The sequence below is a fragment of the Metabacillus idriensis genome (assembly GCF_050483325.1).
Taxonomy (GTDB): Bacteria; Bacillota; Bacilli; order Bacillales; family Bacillaceae; genus Bacillus_P; species Bacillus_P idriensis_A.
On the sequence record NZ_JBCMYF010000012.1, the window covers coordinates 203276 to 218678 of the forward strand.

Consider the following 15403-nt stretch of genomic DNA (forward strand, 5'->3'; position numbering starts at 1 on the left):
TTTATGAATTTGAGCACATTTTTTTATGCCATAATTTGCACATATTACAGGCAGGAATATTCAGGTTTTTTGAAAGACAATTTCTCCGTTAATCATTGTCAGGCCGGGCTTTGCGAGGTAGTGAAAAGGGTGATGATTCCATAGGACTATGTCAGCATCTTTTCCTATTTCAAGACTCCCGGCCCGGTCGTCAATTAATAAGTTTTTTGCAGCGGTAATCGTTATCGCTTCCATGGCCAATTTTTCATCAAAACCTTCTCTTACGGCGATGGATGCCACAACATTTAAATACTGAATTGGCGTGTATGGGTGGTCTGTTGTAATGGAAACTTCAACACCGCGGTCTGCCAATGCTTGATACGTAAGCCAGCTTTTATTCTTAAGCTCAATTTTGGATCTTCTTGTAAGCGTTGGACCTACGCTCACCTTAATATTTTTTCCGATGAATTCATCGGCAATCAAGTGTCCTTCTGTACAATGTTCAATTCGGAAATCAAGATTGAATTCTTCAGCAAAACGAATCGCTGAGAGGATATCATCTGCCCGGTGAGCATGAATGCGCACCGGTATTTCCCGATTAAGCACTTTGCGGATGGAAATCGATCTGAAATCATCCGGTTCTTTGTTGTACTTAACGTTAAAGAAAACTTCTCTGAGCATCCCCATGATGCCCATTCTCGTAATGGAATCTTTATTGCCGTGACTGTGAATACGTTTTGGGTTTTCGCCGAATGCGATTTTTAAAGCAGCTGTTTCAACAACGATCATGTCTTTAATATTAACCCCATGAGTTTTTATGACAGATGTTGTGCCTCCAATCACGTTTGCACTTCCTGGCATGATATGAACGGTTGTAATGCCGTATTGAACCGCATCTTTAAAACCTTGATCAAGCGGATGAACTCCGTCAAGAGCACGAATGTGCGGGGAGAGCACTTCAATTGTTTCATTGGCATCATTCCCTGCCCAGCCTGTTCCTTCGTCATATAGTCCGAGATGTGTATGAACATCAATAAAGCCGGGAAACAAAAATTGCTCTTTGCAGTCAATGATTTTCGTTCCTTCAGGGCAAGCCAGATGTTTGCCGATCGCCTTAATTTTGCCTTCGGAAACAAGGAGATCGGATTGATAAAGTGTTTTTGATGTAATGGGGTATATTGTTGCATTTCTAAATAAAATGCTATCCATGTCAAACTCCTATTCTGAGTGTCCTTATGTGGATTTTAATATGTCAGATAGAGCTTCTTCAAGCACTGGATGTGAGAATTGAAAATGATTTTCAAGTGCGGTTTTCGGAATCACGCGCTGTCCTTTTAGAACAAGCATGCTTTTTTCCCCGAGTGCAAGCTTTAAAGCAAAGCTTGGAGCAGGAACCCAATGAGGGCGGTGCAGCACTTTTGCAACCGTTTTTCCGAAATCCTTCATTTGAACAGGGTTTGGAGATGCTGCATTCACAGGACCTTCAATCGATTTTTGATGTAGCAAAAAGTGAATAAGTTTCACTACATCATTTATATGAATCCATGACAGCCATTGTGTGCCGGAGCCAACCGTTCCTCCTGCAAATAATTTATAAGGTAGGACAATCGAAGGAAGTGCGCCTTTTTCTCCTAAAATAATGCCAAAGCGGGTAAATACCGTCCGCACCCCAAGTTCGGATATTTTTGCTGCTTCTTTCTCCCATTTGATGACCGTTTCAGAAAGGAAGTCTGCTGCTTTTGGACGGGATTCTTCTGTAAATGTTTTTTCTTCAGAAGTTCCGTAAATACCGACCGCACTCGCATTTATCAGCACTTCCGGCTTTTTTTTCAAAGTGTCAATAATTCTATAGACTTTACGAGTTGATTTGACGCGGCTTTCAACAATCTGCTTTTTTGATTCTTCAGTCCAGCGGTCATTAATAGATTTTCCCGCAAGGTTAATGAATGCGTCTATTCCTTCTAATTCCCTTTCAGGAGCTGCTCCTTCAGTCATCCATTCAACGTACTTCAGCCCGGGGTTCGTGCTTTCTTTTTTCGATCTGCTTAAAATCAGCACTTCGTTTCCGTTTTCTAAAAGGCAGTCCGTGAGCTTTTGTCCTACAAAACCAGTTCCTCCAGAAATGGCAATTTTCATCGTATCACTCCTTGTTATTCTCTTTCCTTATAAGTTAGCAATCAAACCATGATAATCCTTTTTTAAATGTTCTGAAGGCGAATTATGATAAGATGGGGATGAGGTGTGATTATGCCAACAATAACGAAAATAACCGCTCAAAAAAGCAGTGAAGAGCGTTTTAACGTGTTTTTAAATGACGGCAGCGGCGAGAAATTCGCATTCAGTGTCGATCAGAATATTCTTTTGAAATTCGGCCTTAAAAAGGGCCTTGAACTCGATGAGATGGAACTCCTTGAAATTCAATATGGGGATTCGGTAAAAAAAGCTTTTAATAAAGCAATCGAATTTTTAGGTTTTAGAATGCGGTCTGAAAAAGAAGTAGCAGATATGCTTCTTAAAAAGGAATACGCAGAACCAGTTGTCACAGAAGTGATGCATCAGCTGCGGCACTATAAATATGTAAATGATGAAGAGTTTGCAGATGCCTATATCCGCACGCACTGGAAAACTGGCGGAAAGGGACCTGGGGTGATGAAACAGGAGCTTTCATTAAAAGGCATCAGCAAGGAAACTGCTGAAAAAGCCCTTCAGCAGTATTCAAAAGAAGATCAAGTGGAACAGGCGATGGTCCATGCAGAAAAAGTGGTCCGTAAAGAAACGAAGATCTCCACCGTGCAGATTAAGCAAAAAGTGGAACAGACACTGATGAGAAAAGGCTTCAGTTATGATGTCATCTCTATTGTAAAAGAAGAGCTCATGTATGAAAATAATGAGGATGAAGAGTGGAATTCTCTTGTGATTCAGGCAGAAAAACTGAAAAGGAAGTATGCCAGAGGAGCGCAGGCACAATATAAAATGAAAATGAAGCAGGCTTTATACAGAAAGGGTTTCTCGATTGAAATCATCGATCGCTATTTAAACGAAGAAGAGCAGGACTAAAGATCCTACTCTACAATGATTTCGGCTCTGCCGTCATCTAGGCGATAAATTTTTTCTGCGATCTCTTCCGGTGATTTCAGACGGGATTTATCTTTAATGTGATCATTTTTGTCCCAAAAAGGTGTATCCATGCCGCCCATGTACGCTCCGGCAATGGTAATGCCGGTTCCGTCAAGCTCTTTTACAAGACTTTCTGTAAACCCTCTGACGGCGAATTTTGATGCGGCATACACACTTTCATTTACTTTGCCGCGGAGTCCGGCGGTTGAGATGATGTTTATGATTTTGCCTTTCCCTTTTTTCTGAAACTCTTTAATAAAGGCCTGAGATAAAAAAATGGTGCCTTTTACATTTGTGTCGAGCATTTCACTGATCTCATCACCTGATAAGGAAGTGACAGGTCCAAAATGGCCTGCACCAGCATTATTGATAAGGGCAGCTGCATCATGCTTTTTGAACAATGATGTGCATAATGTGATAACTTCATTTTGATTTTGGACATTTACGGTATATGTAGACACTTCAAGCTCCCGCGTTTGCTGCAGGATCTCTTTTGTTTGCTGAAGCCGTTCAAGATTTCTCCCGATTAAAATGATTTCATTAAAATCTTTGCTGTACTGAAGAGCGAGTGCTCGCCCCAGCCCTGAACCGGATCCTGTAATAACGATCGCTGACATTCTGCTCACTCCTTCTGAATCATATTTATAGTTTATACTTAATTGACCGAATTGCGAAAGGATGATCATTTTGCAGACTAAACGCTACAGCACCTTGTCTGAATATGAATTAAAAACAGAAATTGCCCTGCTGCGTGAGAAAGCCCGTAAAGCGGAACAATTGGGCATGATAAATGAGTTCGCTGTTTTAGACCGTAAAATTACTATGGCACAAGCCTATTTGCTGAATCCGGACAGCTTTTTGCCGGGAGAAATCTATGAAATAGAAGGGGCGCCAGGAACCTATTTTAAAATCTCCTACATGAATGGAGTATTTGCCTGGGGAAATCGTCTGCAAACGCCAGACGAAGAAGAAGGTCTTCCGATTTCAATGCTTGGACAAAAAAAGAATGAAAACGAACCACACTGAACCTGGATCATTCAGCATGATTCGTTATACCTTGAAAAGCTAAGATCTTTTTCTTGTTTGAGCTTCTAATATAATCAAGTCTTGGGTTTGCTGTGTCTGTCCATTAACCTGAGCATGTGCATGCTTAGGATTGGCCCAAGGCTGCTGAAACGGATTTGCACTTCTGTTGTTGTAGAACTTTTTATGGTTTGAACCCATTATAAGCACCTCCGCAAAATTTGTGCAAAATCAAGAACCAATATCATTGCGTTCGCCTGAAGCTCTCATTCTTTCCTGCGGGTTCGTGTTGATTGTCCCATTTGCCCGTTTTGAGGCGAAATCGTCTTTTGCTCTAGGTTCACCCTCGAACTTGTTGCTGGATTGAATCGGAAAGTCTTTTGCTTTATTCCGCATGCGTATGACCTCCAATGGGATTAAAATAGCTTCATGTGACTGAAGCGTATTTATAGTATGTGATGCTGCAGCTAAAACTATAAGCAGTGAATCAATGCCACGAGGTGATGAAAAATGGAAACTTATTATGAACGTTTAACCAAATTGCTGATGGAAAAAAATCCGTCTTTAAGCTATGAAAAAGCCCGGACCTGGATCGAACTTCTTTGGGAGGATTTTGAAGCAACCTACGCCAAGGCCGGCGAAAAATACCGCGGCAAAAATGTCACAGAAAAAATTGTGACGCAGTGGATCACCAACTACGGTGAGCATTTGCACGAGTTTTTAGCAACAAACCCTAAATATAAGCATTTGCTGAATGATGAAGATCATTTGCTGCATTAAAAAACTTGGCTCCGATTAGCCAAGTTTTTTTATTCCGGCAATAAATCCAATTTCTTTCTGAGCTTTTCCTCACTGAATATCCAGCCTGTATACGAACTGACGATGTTTAAATCCTGATCGAGCTGAACGATGGCGACAAAGGGATAATGGCCTTTGCTCCGGTAGCGCAAGTCAATGTATTTCACCTCGTAATGGTCTGTATATTCGTCAACCTCCCACCTGTAAACGGGTGAAAAAGACAGGAATGCGGAAATGTTTTCATCCTGTTCCGCAGCCATAATGATGTCCGTTTGCGGTACGGGAACACGGTCATATTCATCAAGGATTGTCAGTTCATCATTATGCGAACGTCCAACATAATAATGGTTTTTTGAAATAATCGCGATGCGCCATCTTCTGAATCTCATCGTCGGAGAAATAATGATTTTTTCAACATCGCCATATTTTTTGTGGATTTTATGGACAATCCTTCTTTTCATTATAAAGCGAAGAATGTAGTACACAAACGCAACAATAAACACTGTTAAGAATGTGTAGCCGGCAGGTGCTCCAAATATCCATACGACAATGCCTGCTGAATAAATAAGGAACAAAAAGGGATCGAAGGTATTAATCATGCCAAGGGCGATCCACTTTTGTGAAAATGGACGCAGTGCCTGAGTTCCGTATGCATTGAAAATATCAACAAATACATGAAGAACGACAGCGACTGAGGTCCATATTGCTAAATGCAGCAAATCAGATCCCGGAAAAATCCAGTACAATAAAACTGTAATCAGCACGGACCAAAGAATTACAGCGGGTATCGAGTGAGTGATGCCACGGTGATTGCGTATATATTTAGCGTTGTTCCTAAACTTTAAGATAGTATCAAGATCCGGCGCCTGAGACCCTGCGATGGCGCCGATCATAACGGCCTGTGCAGTCACAGGATCTGCGCCAACAGCCGGATCAAGCGTTGCAAGCCCGCCGAGAGCAATCCCCATCACAACATGTGTGCCTGTATCCACTCATTAAAACCTCCTGTCACAATCATATGATGAAATAGGGTTTTCCCATCCCTTTATTTTATAGGATACATTACTGAGTTTTATGGTTTATGTGAAAAGGCATGCCTGCCCCTTTTTAATTTGCGGCGAATGCTGTATGATTTTTTAGTTGAACTAAGATAAGCGCAAGATCCCGTTTTAGCTCAGGCAGAAAGACAGGAAAGCGCAAAAATCTATACTTTGTTAAACTCAAGCGGAAAGCCTACCATTTATTTTCCCAAATTTCCTATAAAAATAACATGCGGAGGATATTTAAATATGCTCGATTCAATTGACAAAAATTTACACTCATTGAATATAGAAGGTTTTAGAAAAGATTTAATCTCCTGGTATTTGCTTGAGAAAAGAGATCTGCCCTGGAGACTTAATCAGGATCCTTATAAAATCTGGGTGTCTGAAATTATGCTTCAGCAAACAAGAGTAGACACAGTCATCCCTTATTTTCTTGCCTTCACAGAAAAATTCCCGACGCTTGAAGCCTTGGCTTTGGCCGATGAAGAAGATGTTTTGAAAGCGTGGGAGGGGCTCGGCTATTATTCGAGAGTCCGCAACCTGCATTCGGCTGTTAAAGAGGTTGTGAGCAGCTACGGCGGAATCGTACCAAATACACCAGAGGAGATCAGTAAATTAAAAGGGGTGGGTCCTTATACAAAAGGAGCCATTCTGAGCATTGCCTATAATGTACCTGAGCCTGCAGTAGATGGAAATGTGATGAGGGTGATGTCGCGTATTCTTTCAATCTGGGAAGACATCGCAAAGCCTAAAACACGAACGATTTTTGAAAACATTCTATATGAGGTCATTTCGAAGGAGCAGCCCTCAGAATTTAATCAGGCATTAATGGAGCTTGGCGCAATCATCTGTACGCCAACCTCACCGTCCTGTCTGATGTGTCCTGTGAGAGAGCATTGCCATGCATTTCATGAAGGAGTACAAAGAGAACTTCCGGTAAAAAGCAAAAAGAAAAAGCCCAAGCAAGTGACAATGGCAGCTGCAGTTCTGAAAGATGCAGAGGGCCATTACTACATTCATAAGCGCAATTCCTCGGGTTTGCTTGCTAATTTATGGGAATTCCCAAACTGTGAAACGACGATTGACATCGTTTCGCAAAAAGAGCAGCTGGTAACCTTTCTGAGAGATGAATACGAGACAGAAGCTGAGCTTGAGCCGCTGACAGGCACCATTCAGCATGTATTTTCCCATTTAGTCTGGAACATTTCGGTCTATATTGGGCACCTTAAACACGGCAGCAGCTATAAAAATCTTGTAAAAGTGACAGAAACTGAAATGCAGAGATACGCATTTCCTGTTTCACATCAGAAGATTTATAAGATGTCGCTGCAGTGATTGTTTTTTAGAGAATGAGAAAAGATAAAATTTTGCGCATTGGGGCCAAGTTTCAACACTCAGGCCCCTCGGCCAGAACAAAATCCCCCAAAAAGTCAAAACCGGACTTTTCGGGTGATTTCTTATCTGTCTGTCGGGTCTGAACAGTCGGCTCCGCTTTTCTATTTGTCTAGCTCCATCGCCCAGCTCCTCGGCCAGAACGGATCCGCCAGTAAAGGCAAAAAGCGCCTTTCCTGACGGATCCTTATCTGTCTGTCGGAGCTAACCGGGCGATTCCGCTTTTCTATTTAGTCATAACTTATTTTAGTCCCATGTGTGTAATCAGCTTCGTTGCGATTTAAACCGCCGCGTTCTTCAATTTCCAGAATGATTTCACGGTGTATCGTTTGTCCTTCGGCGTTTAAATAGGGCATCATTTGCTGAAGCCCATGATGGAAGTAAGCTAATTCACTATCTTTCCACTCGTGGATGGACATCATGGATAATTCAGTCATATCACGGCCTACATACATAAGCAATCCTCCTCTACTACTCGCTTGTCCTATTGTTTGATACAATAAAGGCAACTATACGATTAACAGCAAATAAGGAGATGTAAAAATGAACCAGAACAAAACAGCTCTAATTACAGGAAGCAGCAGGGGAATAGGGAAAGCAATCGCACTCCGTCTTGCTAAGCAGGGATACAATATCGTCATCAATTATGCCAGAAGCAAAGGTGCGGCCCTTCAAACAGCGGAAGAAATTGAAGCGCTTGGAGTAAAGGCCCTGGTAGTTAAAGCAAACGTAGGAAAACCTGAAAAGATAAAAGACATGTTCGCCGAGATCGATGAAACCTTCGGCCGTTTAGATATATTTGTGAACAATGCTGCATCAGGGGTATTAAGACCTTTAATGGAGCTTGAAGAAAGCCACTGGGACTGGACAATGGATATTAACAGCAAAGCCCTTTTATTCTGCGCTCAGGAAGCTGCGAAGAGAATGGAGAAAAATGGCGGCGGAACGATTGTCAGCATCAGCTCATTAGGTTCAATCCGCGTTCTTGAAAATTATACAACAGTTGGAGTATCAAAGGCTGCACTTGAATCTTTGACTCGTTATTTGGCAGTTGAGCTAGCCTCTAAAAACATTGTCGTCAATGCTGTTTCAGGAGGAGCTGTTGATACAGAAGCGCTGAAGCATTTTCCAAACCGGGAAGAACTGCTCGCGGATGCGAAAAGAATGACACCTGCAGGACGCATGGTAGATATGGAAGATATGGTTGATGCAGTTGAATTTCTCGTTTCAGACCAGGCCTCAATGATTAGAGGGCAGACCATTATCGTCGATGGCGGACGTTCTCTTTTAATGTAAAATCAGCGGAAGCAGTCAGCAAATCAAAAAAATTTAAAAACCTTTGGATATTAATTTCACCTCCGGGACATGATAAATTTCGTGGAGGTGATAAACATGGCAAACAATCAACAACAACCAAACAAAACTCAATCTGGCACTAGCGTACAACACGTGAAACAACAAAACGCTCAAGCTGCGCAAGGTCAACAACAATTCGGAGCTGAGTTCGCTAGCGAAACAGATGCTCAACAAGTGAAAAAATATAACCAGCAAGCTGAAGCTAAAAAGAACCAAAACTCATAATCAAACCGTTTAAAAAACGAAAAGAGACACTTCTCCCTTGTGTGGAGAGGTGTCTTTTTTAATATGTGGCAAAAGTACAGGCGGTATAGTGATCTAATCGAGAGTTTGGAACACTTTACGAAATAGCGGTTCAGGATAAAGTGTTCTAATTTGGAGTTTGTAACACTTCCGGAAAGAGCGGTTCAGGTTAACGTGATCTAATTGAGAGTTTGGAACACTTCCGGAAATAGCGGTTCAGGATAAAGTGTTCTAATTTGGAGGTTGGAGCACTTGCGGAAAGAGCGGTTCAGGACAAAGTGTTCTAATCTGGAGGTTGGAGCACTTGCGGAAAGAGCGGTTCAGGATAACGTGTTCTAATTTGGAGGTTGGAGCACTTGCGGAAAGAGCGGTTCAGGACAAAGTGTTCTAATCTGGAGGTTGGAGCACTTGCGGAAAGAGCGGTTCAGGATAAAGTGTTCTAATCTGGAGGTTGGAGCACTTGCGGAAAGAGCGGTTCAGGATAAAGTGTTCTAATTTGGAGGTTGGAGCACATCCCTAAAGAGCGGTTCAGGATAAAGTGTTCTAATCTGGAGGTTGGAGCACTTGCGGAAAGAGCGGTTCAGGACAAAGTGTTCTAATCTGGAGTTTGGAGCACTTCCGGAAAGAGCGGTTCAGGACAAAGTGTTCTAATCTGGAGGTTGGAGCACTTCCGGAAAGAGCGGTTCAGGATAAAGTGTTCTAATCTGGAGTTTGGAGCACTTCCGGTAAGAGTGGTTCAGGATAAAGTGTTCTAATCTGGAATTTGGAACACATCCCTAAAGAGCGGTTCAGTCCAAATTGTCCTAATCGGTTTTTAACACAATTCCCATAATCGGCAGGATCCTTGAAGTGTCCCAATCTTGATTTTAGCACCCGAGCAAATCGCACCTCCAAAACATATAAACCCTCAAAAAAACACCGCATCACCCCTAAAGGCAACACGGCAATCAGTGTACAAAATCTTCTATTTCACAGAAGCAAGCTCATTCTTCTTAATCAAATCAGCTGTAAGCTGGCCTGACAATGTAACCATCGGAACGCCGCCGCCTGGATGGGTTGAGCCTCCAACAAAATACAATCCTTCATAAATATCGCTCTTCGCCGGAATTTTAAATCCGCTGTTTTTCTTTTTGTCAGAAGCAATACCATAGATTGAACCGCCATTTGGTCCATACAGATCCTCAAGGTCCTCTGGAGTAAAACGGTATTCAAATTCAATGGATCCCCGCAAATCTTTCATCCCCATGCGTTCAAGTTTGTTTAAGACAAGTTCCCGGTACTCCTCCCAATCAAAGCTTGTATTAACCCCTTCCTTTAGAGGAGGAACGTGGGTAAGGACAAATAGATTGTCTTTTCCTTCCGGAGCCTGGCTTTCGTCAGATCTAGAAGAAATCCCGATATAAATTGTCGGGTCATCAGCCGGCACCCCCTGATCGAATATTTGCTGAAATTCTTTTTCCGGATCCTCTGAGAAAAAGAAATTATGATGCTTTAAATCATCAAATTTACGGTCTGTGCCAAGCAGCAGCACTAATCCGGAAACACTTGGAGTAAAGGTTTTGCCCAATTTCTTCATTTCTTTTTTAACTTCTCCGGTTGAAGGAGCAAGATGCCGGTATGCAGGGATTGCCTCTAAGTTCGAAATTACGACATCTGCATGATAAACATCCCCATTCTCCGTCATGACGCCTTTAACTGTTTTTCCATCCAGCTCAAGGCAAGCTACAGGGGTATTGGTTTTGACTTCAATCCTAAGTTCATCCATTACCTTCTGCATCCCTTCAGCAATTCCGTACATCCCGCCTTTTACATAGTGAATGCCAAGTCCGAGCTGCACATATATCAGCTGATTAAGGATGGCTGGTGCGGAATATGGGTTAGATCCCACATACATGACGAAAAAATTGAACAGCTGCTGCAGATACTTGCTGTCCAGATGCTTTTTAGTTCCGTCTGCAACCGTGCTGAGGGGATCCATTGCCATTAGATCCTTCAGAGTATGATGTTTCTTTAAATCCTTTAAATCTTCAAGGCTGAATTTATAAAAACTTTTCAAACAAAGTTCATACATTTTTTCACTGTAGGTAAGAAGGCTGCTAAGGCTGCCATGTGGCTCCTTAGATACCTTTGCCATTTCAGCGATCATTGTCGGAAGGTCGCTTGAAACATCAATTTTTGTGCCGTCTTCAAAAAACGTTCGCCATTGAGGCTCTACCCGTTCCACCGTTATGTAGTCTTCCAAGTGCCTGTTTACACTTCTGAACAGCTGCTCGAGCACCCATGGCATCGTTAAGATGGAAGGTCCTGTATCAAAAGTGAATCCTTTGCCTGAGCGGCGATTTAGTTTTCCGCCAACATTGCTGTTTTTCTCAAGGACGGTTACATCATATCCATCTGCAGACAGCCGAATGGCAGCAGACATTCCTCCAAGCCCCGCTCCGATTACAATAGCTTTCTTTTTTTGATTGATCATTCCAGCACCTCCGGTTAATAGTTAATAAAAAGGGGGGAAGAGCCGGTATCTTTTTTTTGCAAAGCTCCGGTATTCTTCTCCATATGCTTTAATGAGCATTCTTTCTTCAATGCGGATCCTTTGAATTAAGGTGAATGCTCCGGCAGATCCGCCAACAATAGCAAGGACAATATTGCCCAGAGAAAGACAAATCCCGATTATGATCAGCAAAAGCCCGGTATAAAGCGGATGTCTGAGCAGCCTGTACGGACCTGAGCTTACAAGTTCGTCGTTTATGCGGACGGATACATGCCTTGTGAATTGCTGACGCAGGTGGACAATCCCCCAGTATCTTAAGAAAACTCCAGCCGCAAAAAGCATCAGTCCTATTAATTGAATAAGGGTATTTTCCAAGTAAAATATCCGCCATTCTTTCATTAAAACCGCACTTATGATCGTTGAAGCGAAAACAAGGAAGATAAAGGGGTAAGAGCGCTTCTCATTTGTTTCTTCTTCTGTGAATTCCCTATCGCGGTAAAGGATGAATTCAGCAATCCAGATAGCAGTGATGATAAAAAACAGAAGGGAAATCATGATGAACGTGCACCGCCTTAATTTTTTCAAGAAAATTCAGATTGCTTAGCGTTTCCCTCATTTTAATCGATACAAACTAAAATCAGGAATCTCAATGTGCTGTAATCAGATTACACATCCGACAAAACCTCTTATTCCTCAACATATAAAGTCAAAGGAAAATCATTTGCTGAGAAGAAATAATACGTGTACAAATCAGCAGGAGAAAAGAAAGAGGTGTCATTAGATTGAAAGAATTTGATCAATTAGTCGGAAATCAGCTTCAGACGATGGAGAAGCTGCTGAGCCTGCAGTCCGAAATTGAGAGATGCCAGGAGTTAAAAGAGCAGCTGAATAATCTTCCTGATAGAATACAATGCAAGGAGATTGAGTCTGAGATCCATTTTATGAAGGATGAGCTGCATATGATTCAGAAGGTGTTTGAAAAGCAGACAGAAGAGGTCATCCGTTCATATCAGGCTGCGGAGCCGCTGCATAAATAAAAGGTTATCTTAAGAGTCAGCCTAACCCCGGGCGGCTCTTTTATTTTCTTTTTTTTCCTGCAAACGGTATAATAGTAAAAACAAATAATTGAAGACCTTTGCCCTTTTCAGCAAAGCGGCGATACGGAAAGTAGGGGAGCAAAATGGGATTTCCCAAGGAAGGAGATAACATACAAATTCATAGTTACAAACATGATGGGCATATTCACCGAATTTGGGATGAAACAACCGTATTAAAGGCTAGTCAGCATTGTATTATCGGCGGAAATGACCGTACAGTTGTGACAGAATCTGATGGCCGCACATGGATTACCCGTGAACCTGCGATTTGTTACTTTCATACAAAGTACTGGTTTAACGTAATAGGGATGATCCGGGAAGACGGCATATATTATTATTGCAACATAAGCTCGCCATTCGCTTGGGACGATGAAGCGCTGAAATACATAGATTATGACCTTGATGTTAAAATTTTTCCTGATATGACCTATATCATTTTAGATGAAGATGAATATGAATATCACCGAAAAAAAATGAATTATCCTGATGTCATCGATTTGATTTTGAAGAGCAACCTTGAAAAACTGCTGCGCTGGATCAGACAGCAGAAAGGACCGTTCTCAGCGGAATTTATCGATGAGTGGTATGAACGTTATTTAACACATGTAAAGTAAAATGATTTGTTATCAGTTCACACTTCCTGATGTACAGCAAATAGATAGCAGATTCGGGGATGCTTAACCTGAAAGCCTGTTTATAAACAGGCTTATTCTTTTTGCCGGGATATACTTGTTAGTGATATAGGCGAGGCAGCGGCACGTATGAGATGATTTGCTGCGCACAAAATAGATATAGAAAGGGGGAGACAAGGCCCTTGAGTTCAGTAAAGCGTTACATGAAGTTCGTCAAACCTTATAAATTGCAAATTGCGGGAACAATCCTTATTGGAATTATTAAATTCTCTATTCCTTTATTAACACCGCTGCTGCTTAAGTATGTAGTCGATGATATATTAGGCGGGAAAATGTCAGCTGATGAAAAAACGGCAAAGCTGCTGACAATCATGGGAATCATGTTTGCCATCTTCCTTATTGTCAGACCGCCAATAGAATATTACCGTCAATATTTTGCCCAATGGACAGGGAGCAAAATCCTTTATGATATAAGAGACAGCCTGTTTACCCATCTGCAGAAGCTCAGTCTCCGCTACTACGCAAATACAAGAGCGGGAGAAATTATCTCAAGGATTATAAACGATGTTGAACAAACGAAAAACTTTGTCATCACCGGTCTGATGAACGTATGGCTTGATATTTTTACAATCGTAATCGCAGTGATTATCATGTTTACGATGGATTTCAAGCTCACACTCGTTTCCATTATTCTGTTTCCTCTTTACGGCTTTTCGGTTAAATACTTTTACGGTAAGCTGAGACATCTGACACGGGTCCGCTCACAAGCATTGGCCCAGGTTCAGGGACATCTTCATGAGCGGGTTCAGGGAATGCCTGTCATCCGCAGTTTTGCCATTGAAGATCATGAGCAGGCTGAATTTAATAAAGAAAATCATAACTTTTTAACCAAAGCACTCGACCATACTAGCTGGAATGCGAAGACATTTGCCGTTGTGAATACCATTACGGATGTTGCCCCGCTGCTTGTTATTTCATTTGCAGCCTATCAGGTTATTCATGGGAACATGACAGTCGGGACAATGGTAGCATTTATTGCCTATATTGATCAGCTTTATAATCCGCTAAGACGTCTGGTTACATCATCAACTACTCTCACTCAGGCCTTGGCATCGATGGACCGTGTGTTTGAATTGATTGACGAAAAGTATGATATTACGGATAAACCCAATGCGATCGAAGCAAAAGCAGTAAACGGCACAATTGAATTTGAAGAAGTGTCGTTCAAATATGGGGAGAAAGAGCCGATGATCCTCGACAATGTCTCGTTAAAAGTGAACAGAGGGGAAACGGTTGCATTAGTAGGAATGAGCGGAGGCGGAAAATCAACCTTCATCAGCTTAATTCCGCGTTTTTACGATGTTTCTGAAGGACGCATTCTTCTTGATGGAACAGATATAAGAGACTACCGTGCTCAAAGCCTGAGAGATCAAATTGGAATGGTGCTGCAGGATACATTCTTATTCAGCCAGTCTGTTAAAGAAAATATTCTGATCGGCAAGCCTGGAGCAACGGATGAAGAAGTGTTTGAAGCGGCAAGAGCAGCAAACGCGCATGATTTCATATTAGGCTTTCCTGAGGGCTATAATACGAAAGTCGGTGAACGCGGCGTTAAACTTTCCGGGGGTCAAAAACAAAGACTTGCGATTGCGAGAGTGTTCTTAAAGAATCCGCCAATACTTGTTCTTGATGAAGCAACGTCAGCTCTTGATTTAGAAAGCGAGCACCTGATACAGGAAGCTCTTGAGAAACTTGCTCTGGACCGGACGACGTTTATCGTAGCTCATCGTCTTTCAACCATCACCCATGCTGATAAAATTGTAGTCGTAGAAAACGGAAAAATTGCAGAACAGGGAACTCATGCGGAACTAATGGAGAAACAAGGCCATTATTATTCTCTATTCCAAATTCAGCAATTAGATTAGTCCATGTTTTTCTATCATAATAAAATCCCTTCTTTAGGCGAAATGAATTCCATAATAAGTAAAAATAAGCAATCCTTTCTGGATTGCTTATTTTTTATGATCAAAAAGACATGAGTTTAATTAACATAATCACTTTATTAAAGTAATGTAATAAAATTATTTAGGTACAAAGAACCATTTTAATATTTAGAATTTTTAGTCTATAATTTGTACATATCCAATTTTTTTGTATTTTGAATAGTATCTTACAGAAATATCAAGAGAGAGCATAGAGGATGATCCGACATCATATGTTTTTAAGGTGATT

The 15403-nt window shown here is 41.6% G+C and carries 18 protein-coding genes; 9 read left to right on the forward strand and 9 right to left on the reverse strand.

Annotated features, from left to right (window positions below):
- Positions 1 to 60 precede the first annotated feature (60 nt).
- Together ABEQ24_RS09340 and ABEQ24_RS09345 are read right to left on the reverse strand one after the other, a co-directional pair.
- Positions 61 to 1188, reverse strand: a complete 1128-nt coding sequence (locus tag ABEQ24_RS09340; protein WP_430006532.1) for an amidohydrolase — start codon at positions 1186 to 1188, stop codon at positions 61 to 63.
- A gap of 24 nt (positions 1189 to 1212) precedes the next feature.
- Positions 1213 to 2115 (reverse strand): TIGR01777 family oxidoreductase, encoded by a 903-nt coding sequence (locus tag ABEQ24_RS09345; protein WP_430006533.1) that lies wholly within the window; start codon positions 2113 to 2115, stop codon positions 1213 to 1215.
- Between the two features lie 111 nt (positions 2116 to 2226).
- On the opposite strand from ABEQ24_RS09345, the gene recX reads away from it, so the two are divergent.
- Entirely contained in the window at positions 2227 to 3036 is an 810-nt protein-coding gene (gene recX, locus ABEQ24_RS09350) for a recombination regulator RecX (RefSeq protein WP_430006534.1), read from the forward strand.
- A gap of 5 nt (positions 3037 to 3041) precedes the next feature.
- Here the strand turns inward: recX and ABEQ24_RS09355 are convergent, their stop codons facing one another.
- Positions 3042 to 3713: an SDR family NAD(P)-dependent oxidoreductase gene (locus ABEQ24_RS09355; RefSeq protein ID WP_430006535.1), complete on the reverse strand. Its 672-nt coding sequence runs from the start codon at positions 3711 to 3713 to the stop codon at positions 3042 to 3044.
- A 70-nt stretch (positions 3714 to 3783) separates the two neighbouring features.
- On the opposite strand from ABEQ24_RS09355, the gene ABEQ24_RS09360 reads away from it, so the two are divergent.
- Positions 3784 to 4122 (forward strand): YfhH family protein, encoded by a 339-nt coding sequence (locus ABEQ24_RS09360; protein WP_430006536.1) that lies wholly within the window; start codon positions 3784 to 3786, stop codon positions 4120 to 4122.
- Between the two features lie 39 nt (positions 4123 to 4161).
- Here ABEQ24_RS09360 and ABEQ24_RS09365 read toward each other — a convergent pair whose 3' ends face one another.
- Both ABEQ24_RS09365 and ABEQ24_RS09370 read right to left on the reverse strand, forming a co-directional pair.
- Positions 4162 to 4320: a YpzG family protein gene (locus ABEQ24_RS09365; RefSeq protein WP_083328407.1), complete on the reverse strand. Its 159-nt coding sequence runs from the start codon at positions 4318 to 4320 to the stop codon at positions 4162 to 4164.
- A 30-nt stretch (positions 4321 to 4350) separates the two neighbouring features.
- Positions 4351 to 4515 (reverse strand): small, acid-soluble spore protein K, encoded by a 165-nt coding sequence (locus ABEQ24_RS09370; protein WP_070879723.1) that lies wholly within the window; start codon positions 4513 to 4515, stop codon positions 4351 to 4353.
- 114 nt (positions 4516 to 4629) lie between these two features.
- Here ABEQ24_RS09370 and ABEQ24_RS09375 point away from each other — a divergent pair, with 114 nt between their 5' ends.
- Positions 4630 to 4899: a YfhJ family protein gene (locus ABEQ24_RS09375; RefSeq protein WP_070879724.1), complete on the forward strand. Its 270-nt coding sequence runs from the start codon at positions 4630 to 4632 to the stop codon at positions 4897 to 4899.
- A 29-nt stretch (positions 4900 to 4928) separates the two neighbouring features.
- On the opposite strand, the gene ABEQ24_RS09380 is transcribed toward ABEQ24_RS09375, so the two are convergent.
- Entirely contained in the window at positions 4929 to 5909 is a 981-nt protein-coding gene (locus ABEQ24_RS09380; RefSeq protein WP_430006537.1) for a metal-dependent hydrolase, read from the reverse strand.
- Positions 5910 to 6206: 297 nt separating this feature from the next.
- On the opposite strand from ABEQ24_RS09380, the gene mutY reads away from it, so the two are divergent.
- The gene (gene mutY, locus ABEQ24_RS09385) at positions 6207 to 7295 is read left to right on the forward strand and encodes an A/G-specific adenine glycosylase (RefSeq protein ID WP_430006538.1); all 1089 of its coding nucleotides are present in this window, start codon (positions 6207 to 6209) and stop codon (positions 7293 to 7295) included.
- A 287-nt stretch (positions 7296 to 7582) separates the two neighbouring features.
- On the opposite strand, the gene ABEQ24_RS09390 is transcribed toward mutY, so the two are convergent.
- A complete protein-coding gene (locus ABEQ24_RS09390) occupies positions 7583 to 7807 on the reverse strand; it encodes a hypothetical protein (RefSeq protein WP_070879726.1) in 225 nt (74 codons plus the stop codon).
- Positions 7808 to 7895: 88 nt separating this feature from the next.
- Here ABEQ24_RS09390 and fabL point away from each other — a divergent pair, with 88 nt between their 5' ends.
- Positions 7896 to 8648, forward strand: coding sequence for an enoyl-[acyl-carrier-protein] reductase FabL (gene fabL, locus ABEQ24_RS09395; protein WP_430006539.1), 753 nt, complete (start codon positions 7896 to 7898; stop codon positions 8646 to 8648).
- A 96-nt stretch (positions 8649 to 8744) separates the two neighbouring features.
- Entirely contained in the window at positions 8745 to 8933 is a 189-nt protein-coding gene (locus ABEQ24_RS09400) for a gamma-type small acid-soluble spore protein (RefSeq protein WP_430006540.1), read from the forward strand.
- A gap of 982 nt (positions 8934 to 9915) precedes the next feature.
- Here ABEQ24_RS09400 and ABEQ24_RS09405 read toward each other — a convergent pair.
- Together ABEQ24_RS09405 and ABEQ24_RS09410 are read right to left on the reverse strand one after the other, a co-directional pair.
- Positions 9916 to 11424, reverse strand: coding sequence for a phytoene desaturase family protein (locus ABEQ24_RS09405; RefSeq protein WP_430006541.1), 1509 nt, complete (start codon positions 11422 to 11424; stop codon positions 9916 to 9918).
- A 21-nt stretch (positions 11425 to 11445) separates the two neighbouring features.
- Positions 11446 to 11997: a methyltransferase family protein gene (locus tag ABEQ24_RS09410; protein ID WP_430006542.1), complete on the reverse strand. Its 552-nt coding sequence runs from the start codon at positions 11995 to 11997 to the stop codon at positions 11446 to 11448.
- A gap of 227 nt (positions 11998 to 12224) precedes the next feature.
- On the opposite strand from ABEQ24_RS09410, the gene ABEQ24_RS09415 reads away from it, so the two are divergent.
- From ABEQ24_RS09415 to ABEQ24_RS09425, 3 genes are all read left to right on the forward strand, one after another.
- Positions 12225 to 12479 (forward strand): YgaB family protein, encoded by a 255-nt coding sequence (locus tag ABEQ24_RS09415; RefSeq protein ID WP_430006543.1) that lies wholly within the window; start codon positions 12225 to 12227, stop codon positions 12477 to 12479.
- A gap of 143 nt (positions 12480 to 12622) precedes the next feature.
- Complete coding sequence (gene ntdP / locus ABEQ24_RS09420; RefSeq protein ID WP_133313127.1) at positions 12623 to 13153, forward strand: nucleoside tri-diphosphate phosphatase; 531 nt, start codon at positions 12623 to 12625, stop codon at positions 13151 to 13153.
- A 200-nt stretch (positions 13154 to 13353) separates the two neighbouring features.
- Positions 13354 to 15096 (forward strand): ABC transporter ATP-binding protein, encoded by a 1743-nt coding sequence (locus ABEQ24_RS09425; RefSeq protein ID WP_430006544.1) that lies wholly within the window; start codon positions 13354 to 13356, stop codon positions 15094 to 15096.
- Positions 15097 to 15403 lie beyond the last annotated feature (307 nt).